Source organism: Alteromonas sp. ABV4_150 (assembly GCF_056311745.1).
On the sequence record NZ_CM149971.1, the window covers coordinates 614,838 to 641,641 of the forward strand.

Sequence of the window (26,804 nt, forward strand, 5' to 3'; positions counted from 1 at the left end):
ATTCTAAGCCATCGCGAAAGATTACTGCACGCTTTGAAATACTACAGTTTAACCTTCCTTACATTAACAAAAAATACACACGCTCTAAAAATCAAATAAATAAACAAGGTTGATTTAATTGAGCAAGTTAGTTAAGTTTCATTAAAAATAAACATATGTTAACGCGGTGTAACGTCATTTACGTCCGATTTATCTAACGCCGACAATGAGTTACCAACTAATGCGTAGATATCATCAGTCACACATTCGTAACAAGCTGCGGTTGATAAACATTTTTAACTGAGAGAATAACGATGAAAAAACCTACAGCTACCCGTCGCCTTACCGGATTTACGACAGGTTTGCATACTGCCCTCTTCGCAAGCGCTGCCGTTGTTAACGCCACTGCGACAGCATCACCAAGTAAGCTTGAAGACGCGTTTGAATTCCAAGCAAGTTATACGGGTGAGTCAGCCACCAATATTGACGGTGGTGAACGCAGAGGCAGTGCCTATGCTGGCCAGCTCTTTGTAGGTGGGGAATTAGATTTAAATACGCTAGCGGGCTGGAAAGACACCAAAATCCATATTGCCATGACAAACCGACACGGCAAAAACTTAGCCGAGCACTACATTGGGAACAGTACTTCCGTACAAGAAATCTTTGGCGGCCAAAATACCCGTCTTGCACGGTTTACGATTTCTTCCTCGTTTTTAGATGGCGATTTAGAACTGGAAGGTGGCCGCACAGTAGCGAATATCAGCTTTTTAGGCTCTGAACTTTGTCAGTACTTTCAAACCAATGCTGCTTGTGGGAACCCAACCTTTGTATTTAGAACCAGTAACTTTACTTGGTGGCCGGTTTCGAGTTGGGGTGGCCATGCGAAATACTGGCTTTCGCAAAAAACATACTTTCATACCGGCGTCTATGAAGATAACACCAGTCATCAAGACTTAGGCGATCACGGCTTCGATTGGGCGACTAATGAGGCTACAGGTGTTGTTGTGCCCTTCACTCTGGGATATCAAACTACGTGGGACAATGACGAACTTCCAAGACGCTATGAAATTGGCGGTTGGTACGATGGCGCAGACTACACCGACCCTGTCTTTGATGAGGAGGGCAACTATGCTGCGCAGTCAGGCAATGATTACGCTGTTAGAAACGGTCGCTCGGGTATATTCGCACGTTTTGAACAAACCGTTACTCGTCCTAACCCACTAACGAAAGAAGGGTTAACACTATTCGGTGCCGTGCTAACCGGTACATCGGGCGAGCTGATTGAAGACTACTATTTAAAAGCGGGCTTTGTATTACGAGGCACACTGGCCTCACGCCCTGACGATACCATTGGCTTCGTATTTACCCGTCAACAGTACAGTGACGAGGCACTAGAGGATCAGCGTATATTAAGAAGCATAAACGGCGGGGTTGGTACACCAGCAAGCAGCCAAACCATGTTAGAGCTAAGTTATGGTTATCAACTCAATGACCACGTAAGAATTCAGCCGAACGTTCACTACATTATCAACCCCGACCAATTCGCACAGCGCGACAGAGTCATGGCACTTGATGATGCGATTGTTCTAGGCCTAAGGTTCGACGTAAACCTAGCGGCTTTGATACTTTAAATCTCCCTGCAATACACTTTACAGCGCCTTCGGGCGCTTTTGTTCAAATCGATGCCATTCCCTGGCATTGCGTTTAATTAGTTTCAAGGGCAACCTTCTACAAATCCAACTTCTCGTTATTCCTGTATTCACTACTATCTTACGGCGTTAATAGCGCTAACAAGCGTAACGCTTCATCAACAAACTCTTCTTCGTTGAATAAGGAATACGAATGACAGACTCAGTACTTTTCAGCTCGTTCGATTGGGCGGGTGACACATTGCAAAATCGAATGGTATTGGCACCAATGACAAGAGGTCGAGCGGGCGCCGATCGCATACCGAATAAAATTATGGGCGATCACTATGTACAACGCGCAGATGCAGGGCTCATTATTACTGAAGCCACAGTCATTTCAGAAGAAGGCATTGGTTGGGTTGACACTCCTGGAATTTATACTGAAGAGATGGTTGAGGGCTGGCGTTCTATTGTAAACCGCGTTCATGAAGCAGGTGGAAAGATTGTACTTCAACTTTGGCACACTGGGCGCGCATCACACAGCGACTTCCACAATGGAAATTTGCCCCTGTCTGCATCAGCAATAAAAATTGAAGGCGATGAGATTCACACGCCTAAGGGCAAAAAGCCTTACGAAGTACCGAAAGCCATGACCTTTGACGATATTAAGCGCACTGTAGAGGACTTCAAAAAAGCCGCGATAAACGCTAAGGCAGCAGGTTTTGACGGTGTGGAAGTACATGCGGCAAACGGCTACCTTATCAACCAATTCTTAGATAGCCGTAGCAACCAACGTGACGACAATTACGGTGGCAGTCTAGACAACCGATATCGATTCTTAAGCGAGGTGATGGACGCAGTATTGAGCGTATGGGAAAAAGAGCATGTTGGTGTAAGACTTTCCCCAAACGGCGCATTCAACGACATGGGGGCCGATGATTTTCGTGAAACCTTTACCTATGTAGCTCAACAGCTAAATAAGCTGGAGATAGGCTACTTACATGTAATGGACGGCTTAGCATTCGGGTTTCATGAGCGTGGTGAAGCCATGACGTTAGCGGAATTTAGGGCCCTTTTTGACGGTATGCTAATGGGCAACTGCGGCTATACGAAAGAAGAAGCGGAAAAGCGCTTATCTGACGGTGATGGTGACATGATTGCGTTCGGAAGACCTTGGATCACAAACCCAGATCTACCTACTCGCTTCAAGCACGGCTATCCATTGGCAGCATTTGACGACCCATCTTCATGGTACGGAGGCAGTGAGGAAGGCTATAACGACTTTGACACGTACCGAGAAAAAACCGGAAAAGACGCGATGACATCGTTGACCTAATTTGTTCTGGGCAGAGCAAACCACTCTGCCCCTGCCTGACGCCCTGTCACTTGGTGTCGAACCCTGTAAATCTTGTATGGGCATTGCGCTTGGCACTTTGCGTCACAGTGAAACGCTGTTGAAGACAAAAAATGAGTTTAATTAAAGGATTTCGTCCTAGTTGCTAATACGGAAAGTTTTTCTAAACACGACATCCACGCATAATTATGTTGATCACACTCTTGTTGGTTTAAGAAACCTTGTTGAATAAGAACTAGTCTTACATTGTCGTCTTCAGTTTCTTCAAAGTGTATGTCTACGGATGTCATAACTGACTCTTCTAAATCATCTTCCCATGCCCAAGAAAACGACAATTGTTCGTTGGCTAAAATCTTCACGTATTCACCGGTTAATGACATTTCTACGCCACTTGGATCCGCCATTTTTATGCGATAACGCCCGCCCTCCCTGAAGTCACTCATGATTTGTGTAACTGAACAATCACCAGACGCAAACCACTCACTGAGATATTCAGGCTCGTGAAATGCTGCAAAAACAAAGGGCAATGATGCATCTAGCGTTACATCAATTTTAAACTCGTGCATAAAGCCGCCTTAGTTGTTTTATAAAGATAAGAGTCTTAGTGTTTTTACTTTATACCAAAGAAAAGCGCTTATCATCGCTAATAATCTTTGCCACAAATAAAAAATCCCGAGCCCGCGTAAGGAAAGGCCCGGGAGAAGGAGAACATCCTCATTTGTTGTATCGACAGTTCAAGGCAACTCCTTGAACTAAAAATTCACCTATGACCCTTTCATCAGTGAGTCCATACTGGCCTTGCTGCCAAAATGCTGTGAGCTTACTCTCTCACTTACTGATAAATACAAGTTATCTATGTCGGCGTTTGCCATAAACTTCTCGCAAAAACCAGGCGCATGAGGCTCTATAAAATGCTTGGCGGCCAGCATAAAGTGAGCGATAAGCTGCTTAACGTTATCTGTACCCATTGCAATACGCATGGTCGTCAACTCTATTCCGGCTTTTTTCTGTTCGTCGCTACTGAGTTCTGAATGAGACGTCAATGCGGGGCATAAAATTATCGTATTATTCTGCCCTATACTTACTTGGTGGCTAAATGCTGGCTCTAGGGCGTCAAAGAAGCGCACAAACACGTCGCGAGGTAAGTTTGCCGGTGCCATATCAACGGTGAATAAGGTGCAAGGCCAGCCGTGCGTATGCTGCTTTTCTCGTAAACCTGCATTACTGTGTTCAGGCAACGCATGGCAGTTAACGCGAATTTGTTCGTGGGCATTTAGAAATGAGGTAAAGACTTCCGTGTTGATCACCTTTGTCATCATGCGTTGCTCGAGAGTTTTCATGCCGTTAAGCACGTCAAACGCCTTTTCAGAATCTAGGAATGCACCTTTAATGTAATACACATCCCAGAACATGGTTTCGGACCAGTCCACGCCGTTTGCTGAGCTGCCTTTTGGCTGGAACATGCGGTGCCCCTCCCCTATCACAACACCTGCTGTGGTTGCACCACTACCACACAAGTCTTTGGTGTAGCTGTGGATCACATAGTCAGGTCGTGCAGCTTTGTTTTTATGCTGCAGCGGTTGGTGCAACACGGGCGTGGCAAGCGTAGAGTCCAACATTACTAACGCATTTTGTGCGTGTGCTAACTCACATATTCCGGGTACATCCAATACATAACCATGTGGGTTGCATGGCGATTCCAAATACACATGCATTTTTGCGCCATCGCTTAAGCGTGAGGCATGTTCAGCCTTTGTTTGCTGCATAAACGTAGCAAAGCTTTGTGCGTCGTAACCATCAAACCATGCAATTTGAATATCCATACGGTTGCTGCGGGCGAAATAATCATGAAGCAGTTGATATACCCCGCCATATACATTTCTTGAAACAATGAGCACATCGCCATGACTTAGAACATTCGATAAACAGGCATCAATAGCCGCCATACCCGAATTAAAATTCCAGGCTAGGTATTCGGCAGCATAAGGTCCCGCTTCCATATCTACAATGGCGTTAGCAAGGGAAATATTGGTCGGGTTTAATAATCGCGAGTAAATTTGGTGGGTAAACTCTTTTCCTTGGAAAGCATCGTCAACCCACTCAGTACAGGCGTACACATAAGTCGCGGTTCTTACGACCACTGGCGTTGCGGAAAAGAGTGCAGTTACATTGTCGAATAACGGATAATGCCCTTGTGAACCATTGCCGCTCGACAAGCTCTGGTATGTGGCTCTAAACGGGTTTTGCAGTGTGTCTAATATTTTAGCAATTTGAAAAGACAAAAACTTTTTAGCATTGAAATACGCTAACCTGTCTTCTTTATCAAGTCCTTGTAACGTATCGTTGGTAATATCCCAAAGCTGCATAACACTAGCCTGAGCCCCATATAAGTTATGAGCCGTATTAGCGAGTGCCTTGCCATAGTCGCTTTGTGCACTTATACCGAAATGTGAAAGTTGCTCCTCAACTAAAGCCTGCGTTGTTTCCGCTTGGGTCGTGTTACGCTTAGGTGATAGCACTTTCGCGTGCGTTACATCAACATCTATTGAATTTTGGAAATTATTTTCTGACTGCATAGCGATTCCGTTGCAATTTAACTTCAGGTGCAAATACATAACACCGACACCGTTTACAAAAATGTAAAACTTAAATCACATTTTTAGAACAACTCGCTTAACGATAGTGCATTCATGCAGAGGAAAGAAAAGTTTACTTTAGGAGTGTTAGGCCAATGACAGCAAGAAGTTCGAAGGTGATTGAACTTACTATTTTAAGCGATGAAGCGAATGATATTGCAGATGCACTTCAAGAAAAAATAGCAGAAAACGAAAGCTTTATCGGGGCGGATGGTCGCCCACTTATAACGCTAAAGCAAATAAGTACGCGTCTAGAAGATGTTAATGCCCAGGCTATTACTGTGATGCTTGCAGACCCTGATCTCGCTTCTCGTATTATCAACCACTGTACTGCGCTTACTTGGTGTCAATCGACATGGGCAGGTAACGCACCACTGCTTACCGAGAACAAAACAGACTACACACTTACTGGCTTAAAAGGAATTTTCGGTAAGTTAATGCGGGAATATGTTTTTGCCTACTTACTTGGGCACGCCAGAAATACAAAAGCATTCGAAAAAAATCAGCGAGCCGCCCGTCCAAAGTGGGAGGCATCTAAACGGATACCGTTAAATGGCCAAACGCTCGGCATTGCCGGCCTTGGCAGTATAGGGCAGGCACTCATTCCTGTTGCGCACGCCTTTGGTATGCAGGTTGTAGGTTTAACGAGAAACGGGAAAGAAGTGGCAGGCGCTAAAGCCGTTTACACTCCCGACAATATCGAAGAGTTTGCAAGTGCAAGTGATCACGTGGTTAATTTAATGCCAGACACTCCCACTACACAAAACATGCTGTCTCAACGCTTTTTCAACGCACTAAAACCTCATAGTGTATTCATTAACGCCGGCCGAGGTAGTGCTGTTGACGATGATGCGCTTTTACAAGCTTTAAACAGCGGTGAATTGGCTCATGCGGTTTTAGATGTATTTCGACACGAGCCACTCGACCCCGATCACCCGTTTTGGAAGCATCCCAATATTTCAGTGACAGCTCACACAGCGGCAGAATCTCAACCAAGCGATGTGGCAGATGTGTTTTTAGAAAATGCGCTACGCTACATAAAAGGTGAGCCGCTCAAATATCAGTTTGATTTTGAAAAGGGCTACTAATTGTTTAATAGCTTTTTATATAGCGTGTTCTGGAAATTGACTGGATCTAACCGCGCGGGTCTGTTGCGGTTACTTCAATTCTGTCATGGTGCTTTTCATGAAACGCTAACAATTGTGGGTAGCCTTTCATGCTGTGTAATTCGCGGAAAAGTACCCAATCGATCATACTATACAAACATATTTCTGGGTAAGTCCATCCACTAAAGCCACCCGCATCAAGCTGCTCTGACAACGTCCCCAATACTGCTTCAATCCGCTCATTTTGAAGTCGGTAATACATTTTATCTTCGCTGATATCAAAATCTGAACGCTTTAGAAGCATAAGCTGAACAAATGAATCATTGGCTGCGTCAATTAACGTTAGCTGGTTCTCTTCTTCCCAGCTTAAGCCATCGTGATCAAGCTTGTCGGCAAGGTAGTTATAAATAATGCGAGAATCGAAAACCATTTGCCCCTCGTCTTCAAGGCAAGGTACTTTTAATGTTGGGTTACGAGAAGCAAGCAGTTCGCGATCTTCACCTAAAAAGATCTGAAGATTTAAAAACTCGTGTTCTGTAGACGCTAATACGATGCGAATACGGCGTACATAGGGAGAAGTGGTTGAGCCATATAATTTCATAAACGCTGTCCTTAACTATGGTCGTTTAGTGAAATCAGTGTAGCCAGAATTTGAAAAGAAAAGGAGGTATTGTGAAAAACAACCGACAGGCATACAAAAGAATGCGATGTATGCCTATCGCTTTAACTACAAATAATTACAGATGAAGGAGTTTGCGTTTCAAGCGCACAGCGTGTGCTGCCCCTAAAAGAATTCACTTAAACGCTAAAGCTTGCACCACAGCCACAGGTAGTGGTGGCGTTAGGATTTTGAACTAAAAACCTTGAGCCTTCTAAGCCATCAACGTAATCAACAATTCCACCTACTAAATACTGTAGGCTCATTGGGTCAACGACCATGGTTACTGTGTCTTTTTCAATAGTCATATCGCCTTCGTTCACCTTCTCATCGAATGTGAACCCATATTGAAAGCCCGAACAACCACCACCTGTCACGTAGACACGTAATTTTAAATCAGGATTTTCTTCTTCTGAAACAAGGGCTTTCACTTTCGCTGCTGCAGCGTCTGAAAACTCAATTGGCAACGCCGTTTCTACAGACATACCCACCTCTACAATAATCTCGTGCTAACGCACTTTCTGCTTGATCGCAATTATCTAATACTTGCGGATAGTTAGCAATTATTGGGGCAAAACTTAACGAATCAACCATGAATGTGAAGACCGTTTTCACTCCACGTTGCACAACGGGTATTAAAAGGAAGGTTGCCCTCATGACCACGAACGAATAAACGTTGAACTGCAAGCTCATATCCTGTTAGCGTAACTCGATAGTTAAGTGTTGACGCTTTTTTAATTCTGCATCTGATTTATTTAAAATTCATAATTTTAGATAACACTCTGATATATATGAAATATAGGTTATTTATATGAGCTCTTCGCATCAAAGTGCTAACGTTGCCTTGTTTGACGATTTCGGTCTTTCTCGATTTGACAACAAGGAGGAATACAAAAAGCAGATGAGCGCATGCCAAGAATCTCTTTTTCACGTTCAGCAGTCCTACTATCACCAGAAAAGACGCGCGCTTATCATTTTTGAAGGTTGGGATGCATCGGGCAAAGGTGGAGCCATACGACGTATCACAGAGAAATTAGATCCCCGCTCTGTGAACGTGTTTCCAGTAGCAGCGCCGACAAAAGAAGAACGTGAAAAACACTTTCTTTATCGCTTTTGGAAACAGATCCCTTCACCTGGTAAGCTCACAATTTTTGACCGCTCCCACTATGGACGGGTGTTGGTTGAGCGGGTTGACGGACTGACCCCAGCTACTGATTGGCAGCGTAGTTATCAAGAGATAAAAGAATTTGAAAAAACGCTTAGCAATAATGGCGTTCGCATCATAAAGTTGTTTATGCATATCTCTGCCGACGAGCAGCGCGAAAGGTTTGAAGAGCGTTTGCACAACCCGTTTAAGCGTTGGAAACTCACTGAAGAGGATTTACACAATCGTCGCATGCGTGAACATTACGTTGAAGCTATCAACGATATGTTCGACAAGACTAATACTGATTACGCTCCGTGGACTATTATAAACGGAGAGTATAAATGGCAGGCGAGAATTGACGTACTCGACACCCTCATTCAGGCACTAAGCGAAGGCGTAGATACTACCCCTCCCCCTCTAGATGAAAAGCTCATTGCTATGGCTTCAAAACAACTAGACGTTAATGAGGAAAAGCTAAGAAGCACCGATAAAGACTAATGTGTCACTATTCTTTATCGGCAATTACTAACTAGTTTTCCGGCAGCGTTACATTTAGTTCTAACACGCTGCAGTCGTCATTGTTATCAAGCTGAACTGACACCTGATCATCCGCGATAGAAACGTACTTTCTAATCACTTGAATGATTTCTTGTTGCATCATTGGCAAGTAATCAGGCTCGGTACGCTTTTTACGTTCATGCGCAACAATAATTTGTAACCGCTCTTTAGCTACAGCGGCAGTGCTCGGCTTTTGCTTCTTTTTGAGCAGGTCGAAAATCCCCATTACTTCCCTCCTAGAAGACGCTTAAAGAACCCTTTCTTTTCTGCTTCAAGGAAACGATGTGGAACAGTTTCGCCTAGCAGACGTTTGACAGCATCAGCATAAGCTTGTCCTGCATTCGCCTCTTCGTCAAGAATAACTGGCTGCCCTTGGTTCGACGCTTTCAGCACTGATTCTGACTCTGGTATTACCCCTAAAAGTGGAATCGCCAAAATTTCTTCCACATCGGCAACACTCAACATTTCCGCACTTTCTACACGCATCGGGTTGTAGCGTGTAAGAAGCAGGTGCTCTTTAACTGGCTCGCCTTTTTCTGCGCGCATCGATTTGCTTTGTAGAATACCTAAAATACGATCTGAGTCGCGTACCGACGACACTTCCGGGTTGGTTACTACAATGGCTTCATCAGCAAAATAAAGCGCCATTTGAGCACCTTGTTCGATACCTGCTGGTGAATCACAAATGATGTACTCGAAGTCTTTCTTAAGCTCGTCCAATACTGCTTGCACGCCCTCTACAGTGAGTGCATCTTTATCGCGGGTTTGAGAAGCTGGAAGAATGAAAAGATTTTCCGTTCTCTTATCTTTAATTAACGCTTGTTTTAGTGACGCTTCCTTGTTGATAACGTTAACAAAATCGTAAACAACGCGGCGCTCACACCCCATGATAAGGTCAAGGTTTCGCAAGCCAACATCGAAATCTATCACTACCGTTTTATGACCTGCCAACGCAAGCCCCGTACTTATTGCTGCACTCGATGTAGTTTTACCTACACCACCTTTTCCTGAGGTTACTACGATAATCTTTGCCATCTATTCTTTCCTATTAGTGCGTAGAAAGCATTAAGCTAACGGCTCTATACGCAATGTTTCTTCTTCTAAATACACGTGTGCTGGCTTCTTCCAGCATTCACCCTTTACGGTGTCGTGCATAATGAATTGCCCAGCAATTGAAATGAGTTCTGCGTCTAATGACTGACAAAATACACGAGCGCCGGTATTGCCTTTAACGCCAGCTAACGCGCGCCCGCGCAACGTACCGTAAACATGAATGTTGCCATCAGCCAAAAGCTCAGCACCTTCGCTCACTGACGCGGTTACTACTAAGTCACTGCCTTCAGCATAAACTTGCTGACCTGAACGTACAGGGCGATTGATGACTTTAGCTGGCTTAAGTGCGGGGGCTGCTGTAGGCGCAGGCTCGCTTTTGGATGGCTCCGCAGCCGCTTGCTGTTGAGCCTGAGGCGCGTGCTCGTTACTATGGGTTTTGTTACTGCCGCTTCCAGTGCCGTTATTAGCGCTCTCTTTTTGTGAACGAAGCGCGCTATCTGTAAATTTACTTTGGCTGACATCAGCTAATCCCAAATCATTAATAGTCGGTTTCAGCTCTGCCACTTCACCTTTTACCGCCATAGGCTGCAACTGCAACCGACGGCAAAGTGCCACCAGCAATTCAAACTCGGTAGCAGATAAGGGCTTAATCAAATGCAAAATCAGTGAGGAACGGGTAAAGAACTGCGGCGCGCTCGCAACTTTCTTAGATAATTGGGCTTCGAAGTTATCTGGCTCAAAATCTATTACTTCTAACACAATACTGGTGAGCGTAGTGCCCTTCATGCGAAAGCAAGTTTCTGTCATTTTTTCATCCCGAAAAGGCGTTACTTTTTTCATAGCAATTCGCCATTGAAATAAGTAAAGCCTATTAGCGCTAATGTTTGACGCTGTCTTACGCAGCGATACAAATAATTTATATCATTACTGTACCAAAATTCCTGTTCACATACAGCAACTGTATATCGGTTAAAAGAGGCTTCACTCTATTTATAAGCCAGGAATGTAGCTAGGAACGTGCCAACCATCGAGTAGTTTTTAGACAAGCAGGTGCTCTGCGATTCTTTTCACCCAGTTTCATTACAACTAACTATCACTTCCGCCTCAAAAAAAGTGCGATGGTAAATCGCACTTCTTTCAGTCCACATCTGTTCCTAGACCGTTTTTAAGCGCTTTACAGCTAAGTGAGTTTTCTAGGGTCTAGTAGGGCTTCCAGCTCATCCCGAGAGATATCTGTCATTGCTTCAGCCACATCGATAACAGGCTTATTCTCCCTATACGCTGCCTTGGCAATTTCCGCGGCTTTTGCATAGCCAATGACGGGGTTAAGCGCGGTGACGAGAACAGGGTTTCTGTAAAGTGGCGCTTCAATGTTATCTTGGTTAACCGTGAATCCTTCAATTGCTTGTTCGCCAATAAGCGTCGCACTGTTGGTCATTAACGACAAGCTTGATAACAAATTGCTGGCAATCATAGGCAGCATGACGTTGAGCTCAAAATTCCCAGACTGCCCGCCTACGGTAATTGCCGCATCGTTACCTATCACCTGTGCACAAGCCATTGCCACCGCTTCAGGAATAACTGGGTTAACCTTACCTGGCATTATAGACGAGCCGGGCTGTAATGCTGGCAAAGCTATTTCTCCCAAGCCTGCTAGCGGGCCGGAATTCATCCAGCGCAGGTCGTTAGCAATTTTCATAAGGGTGACAGCCAAACTTTTTGTCGCACCAGAAAGTGTTACTGCGGTGTCCTGAGAACCAATGAGCGCAAAGAAATTATCTGCGGGTTTAAACGCGATATCGGTCAGTTCCCCTAGCGCATCTGAAAATGTCGTAGCAAAATCCGCATGGGCGTTTACGCCCGTACCTACTGCCGTACCTCCCTGAGCAAGGGTTTGGATAGCAGGTTGCACAGCACGAAGGTTTTTTAACTGCTGTTTAAGCTGAGATGCCCAAGCAAGTAGGCTTTGATCCATCCTTACTGGCATAGCATCCATCAGGTGTGTGCGCCCCGTTTTACAGTATTGCGAAACAGACTTTGCTTTTGTTTCAATAAGGCTAACCAGATATTCCACAGCGGGCACTAGCTCATTCGACAAGGCATTAGCTGCACTTACGTGAATAGTTGTTGGTATCACATCATTTGAACTTTGCCCGTAATTTACATGGTCATTCGGGTGAACCTTTTCACTTGAATAACGAGACGCCAAACGGGCTACTACTTCGTTGGCATTCATGTTTGTGCTGGTGCCAGACCCCGTCTGAAAGACATCTACCGGAAAGTGTTGCATAACATCTTCAAGGGCTAACAGTTCATCACAGGCTTTAACTATCGCCAAACCGCGGTCGCTATCGAGTGCTTTCAGCTTCATATTTGCTTGTGCTGCGGCTTTTTTCACAGTGAGCAACGCGCGTATAAAAGCTTCAGGCATTCGCTGTCCACTGACCGGAAAGTTTTGAATAGCACGCTGAGTTTGTGCGCCGTATAGCGCATTTTCAGGCACCTGTAACTCACCCATACTGTCCCGTTCTGTGCGTGTTGCTGTCATAGTTCGTATCCTTGTGTTGATGTAACTTAATTTTTAGCGTGCTTATCACACTGTCATCAAAGGTCTACTAGGGCTATTAAGTGCAAACTAATAGTACTTAGTAGATATCCCCCCTCGTTAGCCGCTCATAAAAAATGTGGGACTAGCACATGCATATCTATTTTTAATCTTGCAAGCGTAATTCGATCACTCTCGGTACAGGCGTAGCGCTCAGCACGAAGTAACGGCTTGTATAAGTGGTTTAAACAGACATAACGCCACTGTTTACAGACTAGCGGGTCACAAATAACTTCATACAGCAATTCAACTGCATTTTTATAAATAGCAAACTTGTCGCTTTTTTGTGGTAGTACATTAGCAATGCAGGCCACACTGTCTAAATAGTTAACCAATACATTCAGTTCACCACCGTTGTGTCCAAAACGAATTTGTTTACGTGCATTTCGTATCGATGACATTAGCTTTTTCGTTTATCAAGAGTGCATCAAAAAATAACGCGGTAAATAGGCAAGAGCTATTGATAGCAAACTCACCACAAAAACTCAAATGATAATTATTAGCATTTGAGTTGATCCAGTGCTATGCTTTTTCGTATTGAAAATGGAATCTTCTAATTCCACCGAAAGGTGCGATTAATCTATATTCAAAGGACATTATTCATGATGAAGAAACTACTTGGCGGCACAGCCCTTTTCCTTTTAGCTTCCAGTGCATTTGCTAACGAATGTGAGACTACTGTGGAATCAAATGACGCGATGCAGTTCAATACAAAAAACGTAACGATTCCTGCAAGCTGCAGCGAATTTACCGTAACGCTTAAGCATACTGGTCAACTCCCGAAGCAATCTATGGGTCATAACTGGGTAATGACCACCAAAGCCAACGGGCAAGCGGTAGCAACAGACGGTATGAGCGCCGGACTCGACAATGACTACATCAAGCCAGATGATGAACGTGTAATTGGCGCTACAGATATAATCGGTGGTGGTGAACAAACCTCTACTACATTTTCTGTTGAAGGTCTAAGTAAAGACGAAGAATACATGTTCTTCTGCTCATTCCCTGGCCATATCGGAATCATGCAAGGAACAGTTACCCTATCTAGCTAAGCGTACGCAATTTTCCGATAGGCATACGGAAGGCGCACCTTCAATTGTGCGCCTTCATAACAGTGTTCAGTAATTTGAGAGTGAAGTTGTAATGGATACGGCGTCCCACACATCGAGAAGTGCAAAAGCGTTGGAGCACGATAAGTATCGCCCACGTAATCTTGGTGGATCTCCTTTAAGTTCCATTCGAAACCCTCTTTACCAGCTGTTAGCTAACAAGCGACTGCTGATGCCACTCTTAATTGTAGTCCTACTCGCTTATAGCAGTACCCGCTCTGTTACACTTTCAGTTTTATCAGACGCATACTTCCAAGTAGCTGCATTTGTTTATGCATCGCTTGCACTTTATTACTTGGCCACATTGCGGATCTCAGCCGATACTATTGGCAATTACATGAAAGCGCACCCCGTTCACGAGGTAGGCCTTTCGGCGCTGCTTGGTGCTTTACCCGGCTGTGGTGGTGCAATTATTGTAGTGACACAGTACACGCGAGGTCTCACCAGTTTTGGCGCTGTGGTAGCGGTATTAACCAGCACCATGGGAGATGCAGCCTTTTTGTTGCTAGCTCAGGCGCCATTGGATGCGTTAACCGTTATGATAGTCAGTGTCACGGTAGGCGCTGCGACGGGCTTAGTAGTCAATAAATTCCATAATTATCGAGCGCCGCAAACCCTTGATTCGAATGAAAATCACCAGAACATTGATAGACCGAAAGCGCTAAACCATAAAGCCGTGTCACTATCTAAAGTATTCTGGATGATTGTGAGCTTACCGTCGCTAGTAATTGCCCTCGCTCTGGCGTTTCAACTCCCCGCTCACAGTTACTTGGCTATTAGTGAGAATACACTAACGCTAATTGGCGCCTCTTTGTGTATAGCAAGTTTAGTGCTTTGGTCACTATGCGGTTCGGGAAGCGGATATGCCTCAGTCGCCAAAGAAGACGTCATTCCGCCCCCGTCAAAGTGGCAGGAAAAAGCCGCGTTAGATACACAATTTGTATCGGCATGGGTGATACTCGCATTCTTGATTTTCGAGCTTTCTGTTGTCTTTCTTGGGCTAGACATAGCTGGAATGCTTGAGGCTATGGGCCCCGGCTTGGTCGGCTTGGCTATTGTTGTTGGTTTTTTACCAGGGTGCGGCCCTCAGATATTGGTCACCAGTTTGTATTTAAATGGCGCAGTTCCTTTTTCAGCGCAGTTAGGCAACGCGATTAGCAACGATGGCGATGCTTTATTTCCCGCTATCGCACTGTCACCAAAGGCAGCACTTATCGCCACTGTGTACTCTGCCATTCCAGCCTTTCTTGTAGGCTATGGCTACTGGTATTTGTTTGAATGAGATAATAAAACTATGCCATAGAAATTAGTAAGGTTTTACTCAACAAAACCATGGGTGTGGCTAAGCCACTTTTTAAGGGGATTGCTCTACGTCGACAGAAAGCGCTTCGCTCCACGGAACGCTGATCTCATACTTGCCTTTGGAGGTTTTATATTGATAGACCCGTGTAGTAAAAGCGATAGACTCTACATCTATGTCTTCTTCGATAGTAAGCATTACGTTAACCGCTTGGAAAAAACGAAAACGATATTTAACGTCTTCAGCGAGTAAGCTTGAATTGCCAGATTCTAGCCTAATAGGCTTTCCATCTCTCTTACCCACAATGGCAATATCTAAGTTGCCATTTAATACAGCTTTTCTCTGTTTTGACTGCAGTAAAACTAGCCTAAGCTGATATGATGTATTGCTTAATTGAAAGACCTCTACCCCTTCAATAGCAAAGCCGTCATCAGTTTTCTCGGGTGCCATAACACGTTCATAAAAACTTAGCTGCTCTTGTTGTGCTTCTAGCTCTTTCTTCTGATCACTTAACGTTTTTGCGATATTTTCTGACTCGAGTGTGGCAAGTTCCAAAGCAACTTCAAGCTGGTTAACTTTGGTCGTTAGCGCGTTGTTTTCTTCAGACAAAATGGCAATAGTTTCTTTTTGAGCCTGTACTTTTTTTCCGTCACCTTCGTCGATGATTCGCGCCAGCTTATAGCCAAACCCGACCATGACCAACATGATGAACGCTACCATCAAGGTCCACTTATAGCTGCCTAATATTTCTTTTAATTGGTCTGTCGTCATAATTTCTTCATTAAAAAACTGCAAAACGCTAACGCGCTCTAAACATTATGAATTTTAAGTGTTTATGGTAAGCTGCTAACTACGTTAATCTACTGTACCACAACATGCGCTTGCAGGCTTTAAGAGAGGAAGTAGCTCATCCACGCACTACCATTCAGTTGTGCATGCTGGGCATTGTAGGGGGAACCTGCGCGGCGCTTATTATCATACTGTTTCGGCTATGCGTTGAATGGCTTCAAGAAACAGGGGTATCATCGCTTAAGTCAGTCCTTGCTTACGACTGGTTAGTATGGCTGATCATGCCGCTTATAAGTGTTGGTCTAATACTATTCATTGCTTTTCTCACTGGCTTCAAACATTACCGCTTGGGTATTCCTTTTGTTATTCACCGGGTAAAATACTATTACGGTTATGTGCCTTTCAGGACAACCATAAACCAATTTTTTGGTGGCATGCTCGCGTTAGCAGGCGGTTTTGTCGTAGGACGTGAAGGCCCTTCTGTGCATATGGGAGCATCGGGCAGTAGTTTTATTGGACAATGGCTTCGTTTGCCCTACAACAGCATTCGAATTCTCGCAGGCTGTGGCATTGCTGCGGGTATTTCTGCTTCGTTTAATACCCCGTTCGCTGCCGTCATATTTGTAATGGAAGTGGTGCTGCGAGAATACAAAATCCATATATTTGTTCCTATCATGCTGGCCGCTGCCTGTGGCTCTGTGCTCACTCGTATTGTATTTGGAGAGGTCAATGAACTTTCCTTCTTATCGTTTAATGCGTTTAGCCAGTGGATGTATTTCTATCTAGTGCTATTAGGCATTTTACTAGGTATGTTGGCCGTGCTTTTTAATAGCCAGCTAATGCGTGTTATGACTTGGTTCCGGCCGGTTTCTATGGTGTGGCGCTTAATACTTGCGGCGCTGATTACCGGTACTATAGGTATGTTTATACCTGAGGCGCTTGGGGCGAACTTTATCGATGTAGAGCACTTATTCGATAGTTCACCTGGCGCCCTTTTGCTGGTATCTACTCTTGTGTTTAAGGTTATCTTGGCGGTATTTGCAATTGGTCTTGGTATTCCTGGAGGGATTATAGGTCCGGTGATGGTTATCGGTATGCTTGCGGGTGCAGTGCTTTTATTGCCCTTGTCATATTTCATCAACGTGCCTGAATTTACTAACAGCTTTGCACTGCTAGGTATTGCGGGAATGCTGACGGCGGTGTTACACGCACCTCTTGCTGCACTTTCTGCGGTTATGGAGCTTTCTTATAGCCCTCAAATTATTCTGCCAGCCATGCTGGTGATAGTGCCTGCTTACGTAACTTCAACGCAGTTTTTCGGCAACCGCTCTATTTTTATACGTCAGCTTGACTATCAGAATCTTCCGTACGCTATTTCATCTATCCGAGAAGCCCTTGAAAAGACCGGTGTACTGGCAGCGATGAATAGAGATTATAAGCTTTTTCACGATGCCCCAGAGCAGGCGTTAATTAACTATTTAGAAGGCAATCCGACAAAAATTGTCATTCAGAAATCAAAATTTGAAATAGATGTGCAGTATAAGCTGGTCCAATACAATGTAAGTTTAGAACACGATGCAGCAGCATTAAACTATTACGAAATGGAAGGCATCAGCGCGCAATCTACGCTGCACGAAGTATACGAACATCTTAAAAATTCGCGCTCTGGCGCAGTTTATATTTACGATCAGGAGCTTAACGATATCATTGGCGTAGTAACCTGGAATATCTTACAAAGCTTCTTACAGAAGGCACACTACTAATATGTACATTTTATGGTTTAAAGCACTGCACATCTTTTTCATGCTGGCATGGATGGCAGGCCTTTTCTATTTACCGCGGCTTTTCGTTTATCACGCTTCGACTAAATCTCAAATAGTCAAAGATGAATTTAAGGTTATGGAGCGCAGATTGTGGTTCTTCGTTACACCATTCGCCTTATTAACTCTGGTGTTCGGCGTTGCGCTTATTGTCAGCTATGGTGGTACATGGTTTAAAATGTCAGGATGGCTTCACATAAAATTACTGCTATTGCTTGCTATTTACGGTTACCACTTCTATTTGTTTAAGTTAATGAAGCAGTTCGCACGAGATGAAAATAGGCACACTCCCCGCTTCTATCGCTTTTTGAATGAGGCGCCAGTGTTAATAATACTCGCCATTGTATGTTTGGCTGTGGTTAAACCCTTCTAAGGCTTGGCCACACGCAGACATTCACAGGCAGCAAGGAAGTCAGTACTCAAGGAATCAGTACTAATGTGTGATGTAAAAGGTTTTTGAAACTCAAAGTAGAGCGTGTTGTAGACATCACACACGGCCACCCGAAGCGAGTCTTGTATCGGGTTTATTGAATTGTTTTTATCGGAATGTTTACCATGGATGATAGTAATCAACACCTCAAACACCTAATAACACAAACAGATGTGGCGTTTAAAGCACTGATGAGGGAACCTGCCTCAAGGCTTCTAAATGAACAATATGAGAAAGCGAAGCTTGAACTAGATAGCTACACGGCTTCACTTAAACATACGTTGAACCAACGTCACCAACAGCAAAGACAGCGCTAGTGAGTGGCCTTTAATTCTATTAATTAAAGGCCTAAGTAATCTGGCTAAAGGTCTCGAATTGATTGGGTAACGCTTGTGCGAGCTCTCCGGATAAACTTGTGTAATCTGCAAGTACAGACGGTAACTGCTTAACAAGCATGCGCATATTACTTTCAAGCTGGGCAACTTGCGTTTCGTTTCTATAGGACAAAGCCAATTCTATGTTGGCAAGCGTTGAAAAAAGTTTTAAACAACGTGACAACCTCGCCTCGGCTGGTTCTGTAACTTTGTCTTCATCTAATTGATTCTCGCCGTCACTTTTATTTTTTGCCGAGCGCTTCTCAAGATGGTTCCAAGCATTTTGCCACACTGGCTCTAATTGCTTGTGTACTTGTAAAAGCCCGTTCAGCCAGCTTTCTAATTCCTTTGAAGGCCTCATCACTCCTTTTACTTCTATCGCTTCAGTGAGTTGACTAGATAATGGTGATTTACTCTTGCGCATAAAGTCTAAATGAGCGCGCAATCCGTTCATCAAGGTGTCTGCCAGCTCATCGACATCTTTGTCTACTAGCTTGCTGTCACTTGATTGAATAAGCCAAGGCATCCATTGCTCAGGCATGGGGATTTCTGGTGCGGCAGCAACCGCGAAGATCATCCCATCAACATGATAGGCATTCGGAAGTACGTTTTTGAAATTGGGATGCGAAACAATATCGCTGATGATGTTTACTGGAAACCCGTCTTTCACCATTACTTTCCTTTTTTAATTTGCGTTCTCTTTCTCGAAACGGTAGTCTGCGCGGCCACTTTGCAGAGGGCGTGTCTTCTGACTCCATATCTATTCCAAAAAAATTGGGATTAGAGACGCAGAAAAACGAAAGCTTTGCACTGGGTACGCGACAATAGGTTCAAAACCAATCTGTTACTGTATTGGTTTAGCGGTACTGTTGCGTGCTCGCCTACCTATTGTCATGATAGCAAAACTTAACTAAGAGTCGTTGCAATGGCAAAAGATAAATCAGGATATATCATCGCGGCCGCCTTCATTGGCCCAGGAACAGTAACTACAGCAAGTCTGGCAGGTGCAAACTTTGGTTTTCATTTGGTATGGGCGCTACTTTTTTCCATATTCGCAACCATAGTCTTGCAAGATATGGCAGCGCGCCTTGGTGTGGCCAGCGGCCAAGGCCTTGCCAGTGCCATGAAAAATATGGCTTACAAGCCATGGCTAAAGAATCTTTTTATCGTGCTTATCGTCAGTGCTATCGGCATTGGTAACGCAGCCTATGAGTCGGGCAACCTAACCGGCGCAGCAATCGGCCTGGACGCGTTTATCAACATAGGCATTGGCCCGTGGGCCAGCATATTAGGTACAATCGCAATTGTTTTGCTATGGTCAGGCAGCTACAAGTGGATAGAGACAGTATTGGTTTACCTTGTCTTTATCATGGCGGGTGTATTTTTAGTGACGTTGCTCGTAGCCAAGCCTGATATTGCTGCTATGTTTAGCCAGTTTACTTCACCGCGACTAGACGCAGATGCTATTACCACTGTGCTAGCCCTTATAGGTACAACCATTGTGCCATACAACTTATTCCTTCACGCCAGCCTAGTTGCCAAATCGTCAAAAGGACAGGATAAAAATGACGCCGTAATAGCCTGTCGAAACCAGTCGGCTAGAGCAATTAGCATGGGTGGACTTATTACGCTAATTGTTATGGCCACAGCTATGATGGCGTTTTTCAACCAAGCAGCCACTATGGACGCGTCTAATATGGGCGAGCAGCTTAAACCGGTTTTAGGTGACAAAGCGCAGTGGTTCTTTGCATTAGGGTTGTTCGCAGCCGGTTTAACCAGCGCCATTACCGCGCCTTTAGCAGCCGCTTATGCTGTAACTGGGGCGCTTGGGCTACCTGATGATATGCAAAGTAAAAGTTTTAAAGCGGTGTGGTTCATTATCATTATTGTTGGTGTAAGTGTTGCGGCACTTGGCTTCAAGCCCCTACCCGCTATTTTGTTTGCCCAAGCAACTAATGCCCTACTGCTACCTATTATCGCGATATTTTTACTGGTCGTTATGAACAAAAGCACAGCGCTAGGTGAGTTTAGAAACACATGGAAAAGTAACCTAGCAGGCTTTTTGGTAGTGGGCACTGTAATTGGACTTGGTTTGTATAAACTAATCGGCGTATTTAGCTAGCTTCAAAAATGGGGTCAGAGTAATTTTCTCCCTTTGTATGTCATCGTAGTGTGCACTCGCAGATAGTAATGAAATTACGTGACTAACAAACTAACTGCATATGAAAAGGGCCAAAGTAATACTTTGGCCCTTTTCATTAGAGAGCGTAGCTGCAAAAAGTACTCTGACCCCAATTTTTAGCTGGCGAGACGCTGGAGTATGTCTTGAAGCATGGACTTACTGCAGCCAAAGTTGATTCTGAAATGATCCGCCTTGTGGAAATCTATACCCGGAGATGGGCCTACGCCCTTCTCTTCCGCCCATTGTTGAACGTTTTCTACGCCTAGCCCGCTGGCATCCACCCATGCAAGAAAAGTCGCATCGGCTTTTAGCATCTTAAGACCGTCAATACTGTTGATGGTGTTAAACACCATATCTCTGTTCTCACGTAAGTAGCTAAGCTGCTGCTGATGCCAATCGTCACACTGAGTAAATGCAGATTCTGTTGCCGCTAAGCCTAATACGGTTACCCACGGCACTATGCCTGCTGCGGCATTAGTAAATGCCTGACGCAGTTGGCGATTAGGAATAATGGCAAAAGACGTACCTAAACCCGCAATATTGAATGTTTTACTGGCAGCCATAAGCGTTACGCTATTTTCAGCAAGATTGGACTCGCGACCCGCCGGGATGTGCTGTTTGCCTTCCTCAAGAATAAGGTCGCAGTGAATTTCATCAGAGCAAAGCCTAACGTTGTTCGCGTTACAGATCTCAGCAATGCGATCCAGCTCCGCTTTAGAAAGTACCGAACCTACCGGGTTCATGGGGTTACAAAGAATAAACAGTTTACATTTAGGGTCGGCGGCTTCTCTTTCTAACGCCTCAAAATCTAGCGTGTAGCGCGCACCTTCGACACCTGAAATATTATCAGAACTCGTGCCGTCAGCATTTTGCACTACCGTACCTATGTCTACTCGCTCTAGGCCATTAAGCTTTGGGGCTGCTAGCAATGGCGGGTAATTAGGCGTTTGAATAAGCACTTTATCGCCAGGTTCACAGTATGCTTTGCATGCTACGTTGAACGCAGGTACAACGCCTGGTGTCCACACTAGCCACTCGGGCTGAATTGCCCAATTGTGCTTATCTTTAAGCCATCGCACTACGGCCTGAATAGCGCCGTCGTGATGGGCAGGCAGTATATACCCCATATTTCCATGTTCAACCTGGCCAGAAATGGCATCTAAGATTGGCTGAGCACAACGAAACTCGGTATCAGCCACCCACGCAGGAATGATGTCTCTTCCTTTGTATTTTTGCCATTTGAACGAAAACGTATCTGTTCTAGAAGGGGTATTATCGAATAAGGCGCTCACATTACATCCTGTTGCATAAAAACTTGTACCAACAGTGTAAAATTTTAGCGCCTCTTAAACTAGGGGCGTAAGATGAATTAACCCGAATTTGCTATATCGAAATGTACTTTTATAGAGATAAAGCAAAGGCGTTATAAACGCCTAGGTCTGACCTTTAAGGCTTAATTGGCGTTTGTGACCGCTTCTTTAGATTTTTGAACCAGCTCTTCCATACTAAGCGGTTTAGCTAGGAAACCAGTGACCTGAAGCTTTCGCGCTTCAATAACGAGTTCTTTATTGGGGTCAGCTGTTATTAGCAAAAAAGGAACGTTTAAACCCGAGGACTGACAGGTTTTTAAAAGACTAAGCCCATCATAATCGGGCATGACTTGGTCACTAATGATTAAGCTTAACGAGTCAGAATTTTGTTGCAGCAAAAAATCTCTAGCAAACTTACTACGCGTAAATGGAAAAACGGTAGCGTCTAACTGCGTTTCTAACGCGTCAGTAATTAGGTCTAACGTGATGGGATCATCTTCAACTACGGCTACAGAAAACACTACCCTTCCCCTTTCATAAGTTCATTAGCCGCTGATATTACAACGACTTAGCTTACGAATTAAAGCGTAAGCCCACTTGTCTACAAGCATAGAATCTCAAAACCCATTTGACCACTAACCTTTGGTCGATATTTACGCTTTTTTCAACATAAGACTGTTTGTATGAAACAACTAATTTTTCACACAAGAACGTAAGTGTGAGTTGGTGAAAAAAGGTAGGCTTGAAAATATCAATTGAGAAAATAAAAAATGCCAGCAAAAGCTGGCATTTTTAAACTGATGTAGTCTTAGAAGCTATTAAGACTTAGGTGCACGTGATGCGCGCTTACGCTCGTTTTCAGTAAGAAGCTTCTTACGAATACGGATAGACTCTGGCGTTACTTCTACTAGTTCATCATCATCGATAAACTCAAGCGCCTGCTCAAGTGACATCTTGATTGGCGGAACTAGAGTTTGCGCTTCGTCAGTACCAGAGGCACGAACGTTTGTAAGCTGCTTACCTTTAAGTGCGTTTACAGTTAGGTCATTGTCACGGCTGTGAATACCAATAACCATACCTTCGTACACTTCAACACCGTGACCGATAAATAGACGACCACGCTCTTGCAGGTTAAACAGGGCGTTAGTCAGTGCTTTACCGTTTGCGTTAGCGATCAGTACACCGTTTTTACGCTTACCGATAATACCGCCCTTATACGGACCGTAGTGATCGAACGTGTGGTAAAGCAAACCAGAACCAGATGTCATTGTCATAAAGTCTGTTTGGAAACCAATCAGGCCACGGCTTGGAATAATGAAGTCGATACGTACACGACCTTTGCCATCTGGAGACATATCGGTCATTTCGGCTTTACGAAGACCAAGCTGTTCCATGATTGATCCTTGGTGCTCTTCTTCACAGTCGATAGTTAGCGTTTCGTAAGGTTCTTGTGTTTCGCCATCTACTTCTTTCAGAATTACTTCTGGACGAGATACAGCAAGCTCGTAACCTTCACGACGCATGTTTTCAATAAGAATGCCTAGGTGAAGTTCACCACGACCTGATACGCGGAACTTATCAGGGTCTTGCGTTTCTTCAACGCGAAGCGCAACGTTGTGTACTAGTTCGTCGTTAAGACGCTCTAGGATGTTACGTGACGTTACATACTTACCCTCTTTACCCGCAAACGGAGACGTGTTTACCTGGAAGGTCATAGTTACAGTAGGCTCATCAACCGTAAGCGGAGGAAGCGCTTCAACTGTATTTTGGTCACAGATTGTGTCAGAGATCTTAAGTTCGCCAAGACCTGTGATAGCAATGATGTCGCCAGCATGCGCTGATTCGACTTCATGACGAGCAAGACCAAGGTAACCATATACTAGGCCAACCTTACCGTTGCGCTTTTCTCCATCAGCAGTAACAACCGTTACTTGTTGGTTTGGCTTAACTGAACCGCGCTTAACACGACCCACACCGATTACACCTACGTATGAGTTGTAATCAAGCTGAGAAATCTGCATTTGGAAAGGACCGTCTACGTCTGCATCAGGTGCAGAAACTTGCTCAACGATAGTTTCAAATAGTGCATTCATGTCTTCTTGAGGCTCGTCTGCATCGTGAGATGCCCAGCCATTTAGTGCAGAAGCGTAAACAACTTGGAAGTCAAGCTGCTCATCAGTTGCGCCTAAGTTATCGAAAAGGTCAAACACTTGGTCCATTACCCAATCAGGGCGTGCGCCAGGCTTGTCAATTTTATTAATAACAACAATTGGCTTAAGACCTTGAGCAAATGCCTTTTGCGTAACGAAACGCGTTTGTGGCATTGGGCCTTCTTGTGCATCTACAAGTAGAAGTACAGAGTCAGCCATTGACATTACACGTTCTACTTCACCACCAAAGTCAGCGTGTCCTGGAGTATCTACGATGTTGATACGGTAGTCGTTCCAGTTAATCGCTGTGTTCTTAGCTAGGATGGTAATGCCACGTTCTTTCTCGATGTCGTTCGAGTCCATTACGCGTTCTTCTTGCTCGCCTCGGGATTCAAGGGTGCCAGACTGCTGTAACAGTTTGTCTACCAGGGTGGTTTTACCGTGGTCAACGTGGGCGATGATTGCGATATTACGCAATTTACTAATATCAGTGGTATTCATGCTTAATATAGAGCCTGTGTAAATCGATGCCAACTTAATTCGGGAATCGAATAAGTCTGCATTAGATTTGTTGCAAAAAAATGCAGATAGAGAAATTTGCGCGGATTGTACAGAAAAACCACGACGTTTGCGCACCTTTTTTTGATTAGAAGTCACTTTTATTAGAATTATCTCTTTAGTTCAAAAAACAACCATCCCAATTGCACCGAATTGAACATATACAGTGGTGATGTGATACAAAGTGATCTAGGCTAGATGACATAAAAGTAAGAATTAAGCACCACAATAGAGCGCTGCCGCACTATAATGGTGCAAGCCTATTCAAATGGAAGTGATAGATGCCTGTCTATGCCGCAAAAATCGGCATGCTTGTAAATGGCATGATAATCGCTTTAACTTTTGCCACTGTTGGGGTGAAGCTGATCATTCCGCATTTTTACATTAAACCTGGAGGACACGATGTCAGTAGATAAGGCATTAGAGCTGATTAAAGAAAGTGAAGCGAAGTTTGTAGATTTACGTTTTACCGACACCAAAGGTAAAGAACAACACGTATCAATTCCTGCAAGTGTTGTTGATGAAGAATTCTTCGAAGAAGGTAAAATGTTCGACGGTTCTTCAATTGCTGGTTGGAAAGGCATCAATGAATCAGACATGGTTCTTCTTCCAGACGCAGATAGCTGCGTTGTAGACCCTTTCGCAGAAGAAACACAAGTAAACATCCGTTGTGACATTGTTGAGCCTTCAACAATGGAAGGTTACGAGCGTGATCCACGTTCTGTAGCACGTCGCGCAGAAGAGTACTTGAAATCTACAGGTATCGGCGACACATGCTTCTTCGGTCCAGAACCAGAGTTTTTCCTTTTCGACGACGTGCGTTTCCACACAGATATGGCTGGCTCGTTCTACAAGATTGACTCTTCAGAAGCAAAGTGGAACTCAGGTGAAGAATTCGAAGGCGGCAACATGGCTCACCGCCCTGGCGTTAAAGGCGGCTACTTCCCAGTACCTCCGGTAGATTCTGCTCACGACATCCGTGCCGCTATGTGTATGGTTATGGAAGAGATGGGCCTAGTAATTGAAGCGCACCACCACGAAGTAGCGACAGCGGGTCAAAACGAGATCGCTTGTGAATTCAACACGCTAGTTAAGAAAGCGGACGAAATTCAAGTTTACAAGTATGTGGTACACAACGTTGCACACGCATACGGCCAAACTGCTACCTTTATGCCTAAGCCACTTGTTGGCGATAACGGTTCTGGTATGCACTGTCACCAGTCTATCTCTAAAGACGGCGTGAACATCTTCGCAGGTGACAAATACGCAGGTCTTTCTGAAGAAGCACTTTACTACATCGGTGGTATCATTAAACACGCGCGTGCAATCAACGCCTTCGCCAACGCTTCTACAAACTCTTACAAGCGTCTAGTTCCTGGCTTCGAAGCGCCGGTAATGCTTGCATACTCTGCGCGTAACCGTTCTGCATCAATTCGTATTCCACACGTAACTAGCGATAAAGCGCGTCGTATTGAAGTACGTTTCCCTGACCCAACAGCTAACCCTTACCTTGCATTCTCTGCAATGCTAATGGCTGGCCTTGACGGTATCAAAAACAAGATCCACCCTGGCGATGCTATGGATAAAGACTTGTACGATCTACCTGCAGAAGAAGCGGCTGAAATTCCAACTGTTGCAAGTTCGCTTGAAATGGCACTTGAAGCACTTGATAACGACCGTGACTTCCTCAAAGCCGGTGGCGTGATGACTGACGACATGATTGATGCTTACATCGACCTTAAGTCTGAAGAAGTGACTAAGCTTAACATGACAACTCATCCAGTTGAGTTCGACATGTACTACAGCGTGTAATAACACACTGTATAGCGATATATACTAAAGCCCGCTCTGCGGGCTTTTTTTATGGGTGCTAATTAACTACTATGTCCATAGGGTGATGTTAAAAAATAATATCTATGTTTGCGGCATTAGAGCAGCCAGCCAAACGCAAATCTTTTTTAACTATCACTTAATAGGCTCAAAGACAGAGCCAGTCTACCAATGTAGTAAGCTAGCATTTTCAAAATATACAGATTAGGTAACGACACGTGCGAAACA

The 26,804-nt window shown here is 44.4% G+C and carries 25 protein-coding genes; 11 read left to right on the forward strand and 14 right to left on the reverse strand.

Going from position 1 to position 26,804, the window contains the following annotated elements; genetic code table 11:
- Positions 1-293 precede the first annotated feature (293 nt).
- Both ACYX4M_RS02660 and ACYX4M_RS02665 read left to right on the forward strand, forming a co-directional pair.
- Positions 294-1,610, forward strand: a complete 1,317-nt coding sequence (locus ACYX4M_RS02660) for a carbohydrate porin (RefSeq protein WP_476081780.1) — start codon at positions 294-296, stop codon at positions 1,608-1,610.
- 211 nt (positions 1,611-1,821) lie between these two features.
- The gene (locus ACYX4M_RS02665) at positions 1,822-2,943 is read left to right on the forward strand and encodes an alkene reductase (protein WP_476081781.1); all 1,122 of its coding nucleotides are present in this window, start codon (positions 1,822-1,824) and stop codon (positions 2,941-2,943) included.
- Positions 2,944-3,080: 137 nt separating this feature from the next.
- Here ACYX4M_RS02665 and ACYX4M_RS02670 read toward each other — a convergent pair whose 3' ends face one another.
- Positions 3,081-3,527 carry an SRPBCC family protein gene (locus tag ACYX4M_RS02670; RefSeq protein WP_476081782.1) on the reverse strand — a complete coding sequence of 149 codons (447 nt, stop codon included), beginning with the start codon at positions 3,525-3,527 and terminating at the stop codon, positions 3,081-3,083.
- Between the two features lie 198 nt (positions 3,528-3,725).
- Entirely contained in the window at positions 3,726-5,537 is a 1,812-nt protein-coding gene (locus ACYX4M_RS02675) for a trans-sulfuration enzyme family protein (RefSeq protein ID WP_476081783.1), read from the reverse strand.
- Between the two features lie 155 nt (positions 5,538-5,692).
- On the opposite strand from ACYX4M_RS02675, the gene ACYX4M_RS02680 reads away from it, so the two are divergent.
- Positions 5,693-6,685, forward strand: coding sequence for a D-2-hydroxyacid dehydrogenase (locus ACYX4M_RS02680; protein WP_476081784.1), 993 nt, complete (start codon positions 5,693-5,695; stop codon positions 6,683-6,685).
- Between the two features lie 46 nt (positions 6,686-6,731).
- Here ACYX4M_RS02680 and ACYX4M_RS02685 read toward each other — a convergent pair whose 3' ends face one another.
- Together ACYX4M_RS02685 and erpA are read right to left on the reverse strand one after the other, a co-directional pair.
- Positions 6,732-7,304 (reverse strand): glutathione S-transferase family protein, encoded by a 573-nt coding sequence (locus ACYX4M_RS02685; protein ID WP_476081785.1) that lies wholly within the window; start codon positions 7,302-7,304, stop codon positions 6,732-6,734.
- Between the two features lie 197 nt (positions 7,305-7,501).
- The gene (gene erpA, locus ACYX4M_RS02690; RefSeq protein ID WP_025256292.1) at positions 7,502-7,846 is read right to left on the reverse strand and encodes an iron-sulfur cluster insertion protein ErpA; all 345 of its coding nucleotides are present in this window, start codon (positions 7,844-7,846) and stop codon (positions 7,502-7,504) included.
- Between the two features lie 326 nt (positions 7,847-8,172).
- Here erpA and ACYX4M_RS02695 point away from each other — a divergent pair, with 326 nt between their 5' ends.
- Positions 8,173-9,006 carry a polyphosphate kinase 2 family protein gene (locus ACYX4M_RS02695; RefSeq protein ID WP_476081786.1) on the forward strand — a complete coding sequence of 278 codons (834 nt, stop codon included), beginning with the start codon at positions 8,173-8,175 and terminating at the stop codon, positions 9,004-9,006.
- A gap of 31 nt (positions 9,007-9,037) precedes the next feature.
- Here the strand turns inward: ACYX4M_RS02695 and minE are convergent, their stop codons facing one another.
- The 5 genes from minE to ACYX4M_RS02720 form a co-directional block, all read right to left on the reverse strand.
- The gene (gene minE, locus ACYX4M_RS02700) at positions 9,038-9,292 is read right to left on the reverse strand and encodes a cell division topological specificity factor MinE (protein WP_476081787.1); all 255 of its coding nucleotides are present in this window, start codon (positions 9,290-9,292) and stop codon (positions 9,038-9,040) included.
- Positions 9,292-10,101, reverse strand: a complete 810-nt coding sequence (gene minD / locus ACYX4M_RS02705; protein ID WP_269916709.1) for a septum site-determining protein MinD — start codon at positions 10,099-10,101, stop codon at positions 9,292-9,294. The genes minE and minD overlap by 1 nt, the downstream gene beginning before the upstream one ends.
- A gap of 30 nt (positions 10,102-10,131) precedes the next feature.
- On the reverse strand, positions 10,132-10,926 hold the full coding sequence (gene minC / locus ACYX4M_RS02710; protein ID WP_476082845.1) for a septum site-determining protein MinC: 795 nt from the start codon (positions 10,924-10,926) through the stop codon (positions 10,132-10,134).
- A gap of 373 nt (positions 10,927-11,299) precedes the next feature.
- Entirely contained in the window at positions 11,300-12,667 is a 1,368-nt protein-coding gene (locus tag ACYX4M_RS02715) for a class II fumarate hydratase (RefSeq protein WP_476081788.1), read from the reverse strand.
- A 125-nt stretch (positions 12,668-12,792) separates the two neighbouring features.
- Positions 12,793-13,125, reverse strand: a complete 333-nt coding sequence (locus ACYX4M_RS02720) for a hypothetical protein (protein ID WP_476081789.1) — start codon at positions 13,123-13,125, stop codon at positions 12,793-12,795.
- A gap of 201 nt (positions 13,126-13,326) precedes the next feature.
- Between ACYX4M_RS02720 and azu the strand changes: the two genes are divergently transcribed.
- Both azu and ACYX4M_RS02730 read left to right on the forward strand, forming a co-directional pair.
- Complete coding sequence (azu, locus tag ACYX4M_RS02725) at positions 13,327-13,776, forward strand: azurin (protein ID WP_474854772.1); 450 nt, start codon at positions 13,327-13,329, stop codon at positions 13,774-13,776.
- Positions 13,777-13,867: 91 nt separating this feature from the next.
- Complete coding sequence (locus ACYX4M_RS02730; protein ID WP_476081790.1) at positions 13,868-15,115, forward strand: putative manganese transporter; 1,248 nt, start codon at positions 13,868-13,870, stop codon at positions 15,113-15,115.
- Between the two features lie 72 nt (positions 15,116-15,187).
- Here the strand turns inward: ACYX4M_RS02730 and ACYX4M_RS02735 are convergent, their stop codons facing one another.
- The gene (locus tag ACYX4M_RS02735) at positions 15,188-15,904 is read right to left on the reverse strand and encodes a DUF6776 family protein (RefSeq protein WP_476081791.1); all 717 of its coding nucleotides are present in this window, start codon (positions 15,902-15,904) and stop codon (positions 15,188-15,190) included.
- A 104-nt stretch (positions 15,905-16,008) separates the two neighbouring features.
- On the opposite strand from ACYX4M_RS02735, the gene ACYX4M_RS02740 reads away from it, so the two are divergent.
- The 3 genes from ACYX4M_RS02740 (at position 16,009) to ACYX4M_RS02750 (ending at position 18,489) form a co-directional block, all read left to right on the forward strand.
- A complete protein-coding gene (locus ACYX4M_RS02740; RefSeq protein WP_334056503.1) occupies positions 16,009-17,685 on the forward strand; it encodes a chloride channel protein in 1,677 nt (558 codons plus the stop codon).
- Between the two features lies 1 nt (position 17,686).
- Complete coding sequence (locus ACYX4M_RS02745; RefSeq protein ID WP_476081792.1) at positions 17,687-18,115, forward strand: CopD family protein; 429 nt, start codon at positions 17,687-17,689, stop codon at positions 18,113-18,115.
- A 182-nt stretch (positions 18,116-18,297) separates the two neighbouring features.
- Complete coding sequence (locus ACYX4M_RS02750; protein WP_476081793.1) at positions 18,298-18,489, forward strand: hypothetical protein; 192 nt, start codon at positions 18,298-18,300, stop codon at positions 18,487-18,489.
- Between the two features lie 31 nt (positions 18,490-18,520).
- On the opposite strand, the gene ACYX4M_RS02755 is transcribed toward ACYX4M_RS02750, so the two are convergent.
- Positions 18,521-19,219 carry a UPF0149 family protein gene (locus ACYX4M_RS02755; RefSeq protein WP_476081794.1) on the reverse strand — a complete coding sequence of 233 codons (699 nt, stop codon included), beginning with the start codon at positions 19,217-19,219 and terminating at the stop codon, positions 18,521-18,523.
- Positions 19,220-19,471: 252 nt separating this feature from the next.
- Between ACYX4M_RS02755 and ACYX4M_RS02760 the strand changes: the two genes are divergently transcribed.
- Positions 19,472-20,668, forward strand: a complete 1,197-nt coding sequence (locus ACYX4M_RS02760; protein WP_476081795.1) for an Nramp family divalent metal transporter — start codon at positions 19,472-19,474, stop codon at positions 20,666-20,668.
- Between the two features lie 176 nt (positions 20,669-20,844).
- Here the strand turns inward: ACYX4M_RS02760 and ACYX4M_RS02765 are convergent, their stop codons facing one another.
- The 3 genes from ACYX4M_RS02765 to typA form a co-directional block, all read right to left on the reverse strand.
- Positions 20,845-22,020 carry a MalY/PatB family protein gene (locus ACYX4M_RS02765; RefSeq protein ID WP_476081796.1) on the reverse strand — a complete coding sequence of 392 codons (1,176 nt, stop codon included), beginning with the start codon at positions 22,018-22,020 and terminating at the stop codon, positions 20,845-20,847.
- A gap of 161 nt (positions 22,021-22,181) precedes the next feature.
- Positions 22,182-22,559 carry a response regulator gene (locus ACYX4M_RS02770; protein ID WP_476081797.1) on the reverse strand — a complete coding sequence of 126 codons (378 nt, stop codon included), beginning with the start codon at positions 22,557-22,559 and terminating at the stop codon, positions 22,182-22,184.
- Positions 22,560-22,856: 297 nt separating this feature from the next.
- Entirely contained in the window at positions 22,857-24,689 is a 1,833-nt protein-coding gene (gene typA / locus ACYX4M_RS02775; protein WP_179984410.1) for a translational GTPase TypA, read from the reverse strand.
- Between the two features lie 459 nt (positions 24,690-25,148).
- Between typA and glnA the strand changes: the two genes are divergently transcribed.
- The gene (glnA, locus tag ACYX4M_RS02780; RefSeq protein ID WP_020746516.1) at positions 25,149-26,558 is read left to right on the forward strand and encodes a glutamate--ammonia ligase; all 1,410 of its coding nucleotides are present in this window, start codon (positions 25,149-25,151) and stop codon (positions 26,556-26,558) included.
- Positions 26,559-26,804: the final 246 nt, after the last annotated feature.

Bases quoted from the DNA above. Each gene is read 5' to 3' on its own strand.
- ACYX4M_RS02665 (WP_476081781.1), top strand. From the start codon at position 1,822: ATGACAGACTCAGTACTTTTCAGCTCGTTCGATTGGGCGGGTGACACA.
- typA (WP_179984410.1), bottom strand. From the start codon at position 24,689: ATGAATACCACTGATATTAGTAAATTGCGTAATATCGCAATCATCGCC.
- ACYX4M_RS02740 (WP_334056503.1), top strand. From the start codon at position 16,009: ATGCGCTTGCAGGCTTTAAGAGAGGAAGTAGCTCATCCACGCACTACC.
- ACYX4M_RS02755 (WP_476081794.1), bottom strand. From the start codon at position 19,219: ATGGTGAAAGACGGGTTTCCAGTAAACATCATCAGCGATATTGTTTCG.
- minD (WP_269916709.1), bottom strand. From the start codon at position 10,101: ATGGCAAAGATTATCGTAGTAACCTCAGGAAAAGGTGGTGTAGGTAAA.
- ACYX4M_RS02730 (WP_476081790.1), top strand. From the start codon at position 13,868: ATGGATACGGCGTCCCACACATCGAGAAGTGCAAAAGCGTTGGAGCAC.
- ACYX4M_RS02660 (WP_476081780.1), top strand. From the start codon at position 294: ATGAAAAAACCTACAGCTACCCGTCGCCTTACCGGATTTACGACAGGT.
- ACYX4M_RS02750 (WP_476081793.1), top strand. From the start codon at position 18,298: ATGGATGATAGTAATCAACACCTCAAACACCTAATAACACAAACAGAT.
- ACYX4M_RS02735 (WP_476081791.1), bottom strand. From the start codon at position 15,904: ATGACGACAGACCAATTAAAAGAAATATTAGGCAGCTATAAGTGGACC.
- ACYX4M_RS02760 (WP_476081795.1), top strand. From the start codon at position 19,472: ATGGCAAAAGATAAATCAGGATATATCATCGCGGCCGCCTTCATTGGC.
- ACYX4M_RS02720 (WP_476081789.1), bottom strand. From the start codon at position 13,125: ATGTCATCGATACGAAATGCACGTAAACAAATTCGTTTTGGACACAAC.
- ACYX4M_RS02715 (WP_476081788.1), bottom strand. From the start codon at position 12,667: ATGACAGCAACACGCACAGAACGGGACAGTATGGGTGAGTTACAGGTG.
- minE (WP_476081787.1), bottom strand. From the start codon at position 9,292: ATGGGGATTTTCGACCTGCTCAAAAAGAAGCAAAAGCCGAGCACTGCC.
- glnA (WP_020746516.1), top strand. From the start codon at position 25,149: ATGTCAGTAGATAAGGCATTAGAGCTGATTAAAGAAAGTGAAGCGAAG.
- ACYX4M_RS02680 (WP_476081784.1), top strand. From the start codon at position 5,693: ATGACAGCAAGAAGTTCGAAGGTGATTGAACTTACTATTTTAAGCGAT.
- erpA (WP_025256292.1), bottom strand. From the start codon at position 7,846: ATGTCTGTAGAAACGGCGTTGCCAATTGAGTTTTCAGACGCTGCAGCA.
- ACYX4M_RS02685 (WP_476081785.1), bottom strand. From the start codon at position 7,304: ATGAAATTATATGGCTCAACCACTTCTCCCTATGTACGCCGTATTCGC.
- ACYX4M_RS02695 (WP_476081786.1), top strand. From the start codon at position 8,173: ATGAGCTCTTCGCATCAAAGTGCTAACGTTGCCTTGTTTGACGATTTC.
- minC (WP_476082845.1), bottom strand. From the start codon at position 10,926: ATGACAGAAACTTGCTTTCGCATGAAGGGCACTACGCTCACCAGTATT.
- ACYX4M_RS02670 (WP_476081782.1), bottom strand. From the start codon at position 3,527: ATGCACGAGTTTAAAATTGATGTAACGCTAGATGCATCATTGCCCTTT.
- azu (WP_474854772.1), top strand. From the start codon at position 13,327: ATGATGAAGAAACTACTTGGCGGCACAGCCCTTTTCCTTTTAGCTTCC.
- ACYX4M_RS02745 (WP_476081792.1), top strand. From the start codon at position 17,687: ATGTACATTTTATGGTTTAAAGCACTGCACATCTTTTTCATGCTGGCA.
- ACYX4M_RS02675 (WP_476081783.1), bottom strand. From the start codon at position 5,537: ATGCAGTCAGAAAATAATTTCCAAAATTCAATAGATGTTGATGTAACG.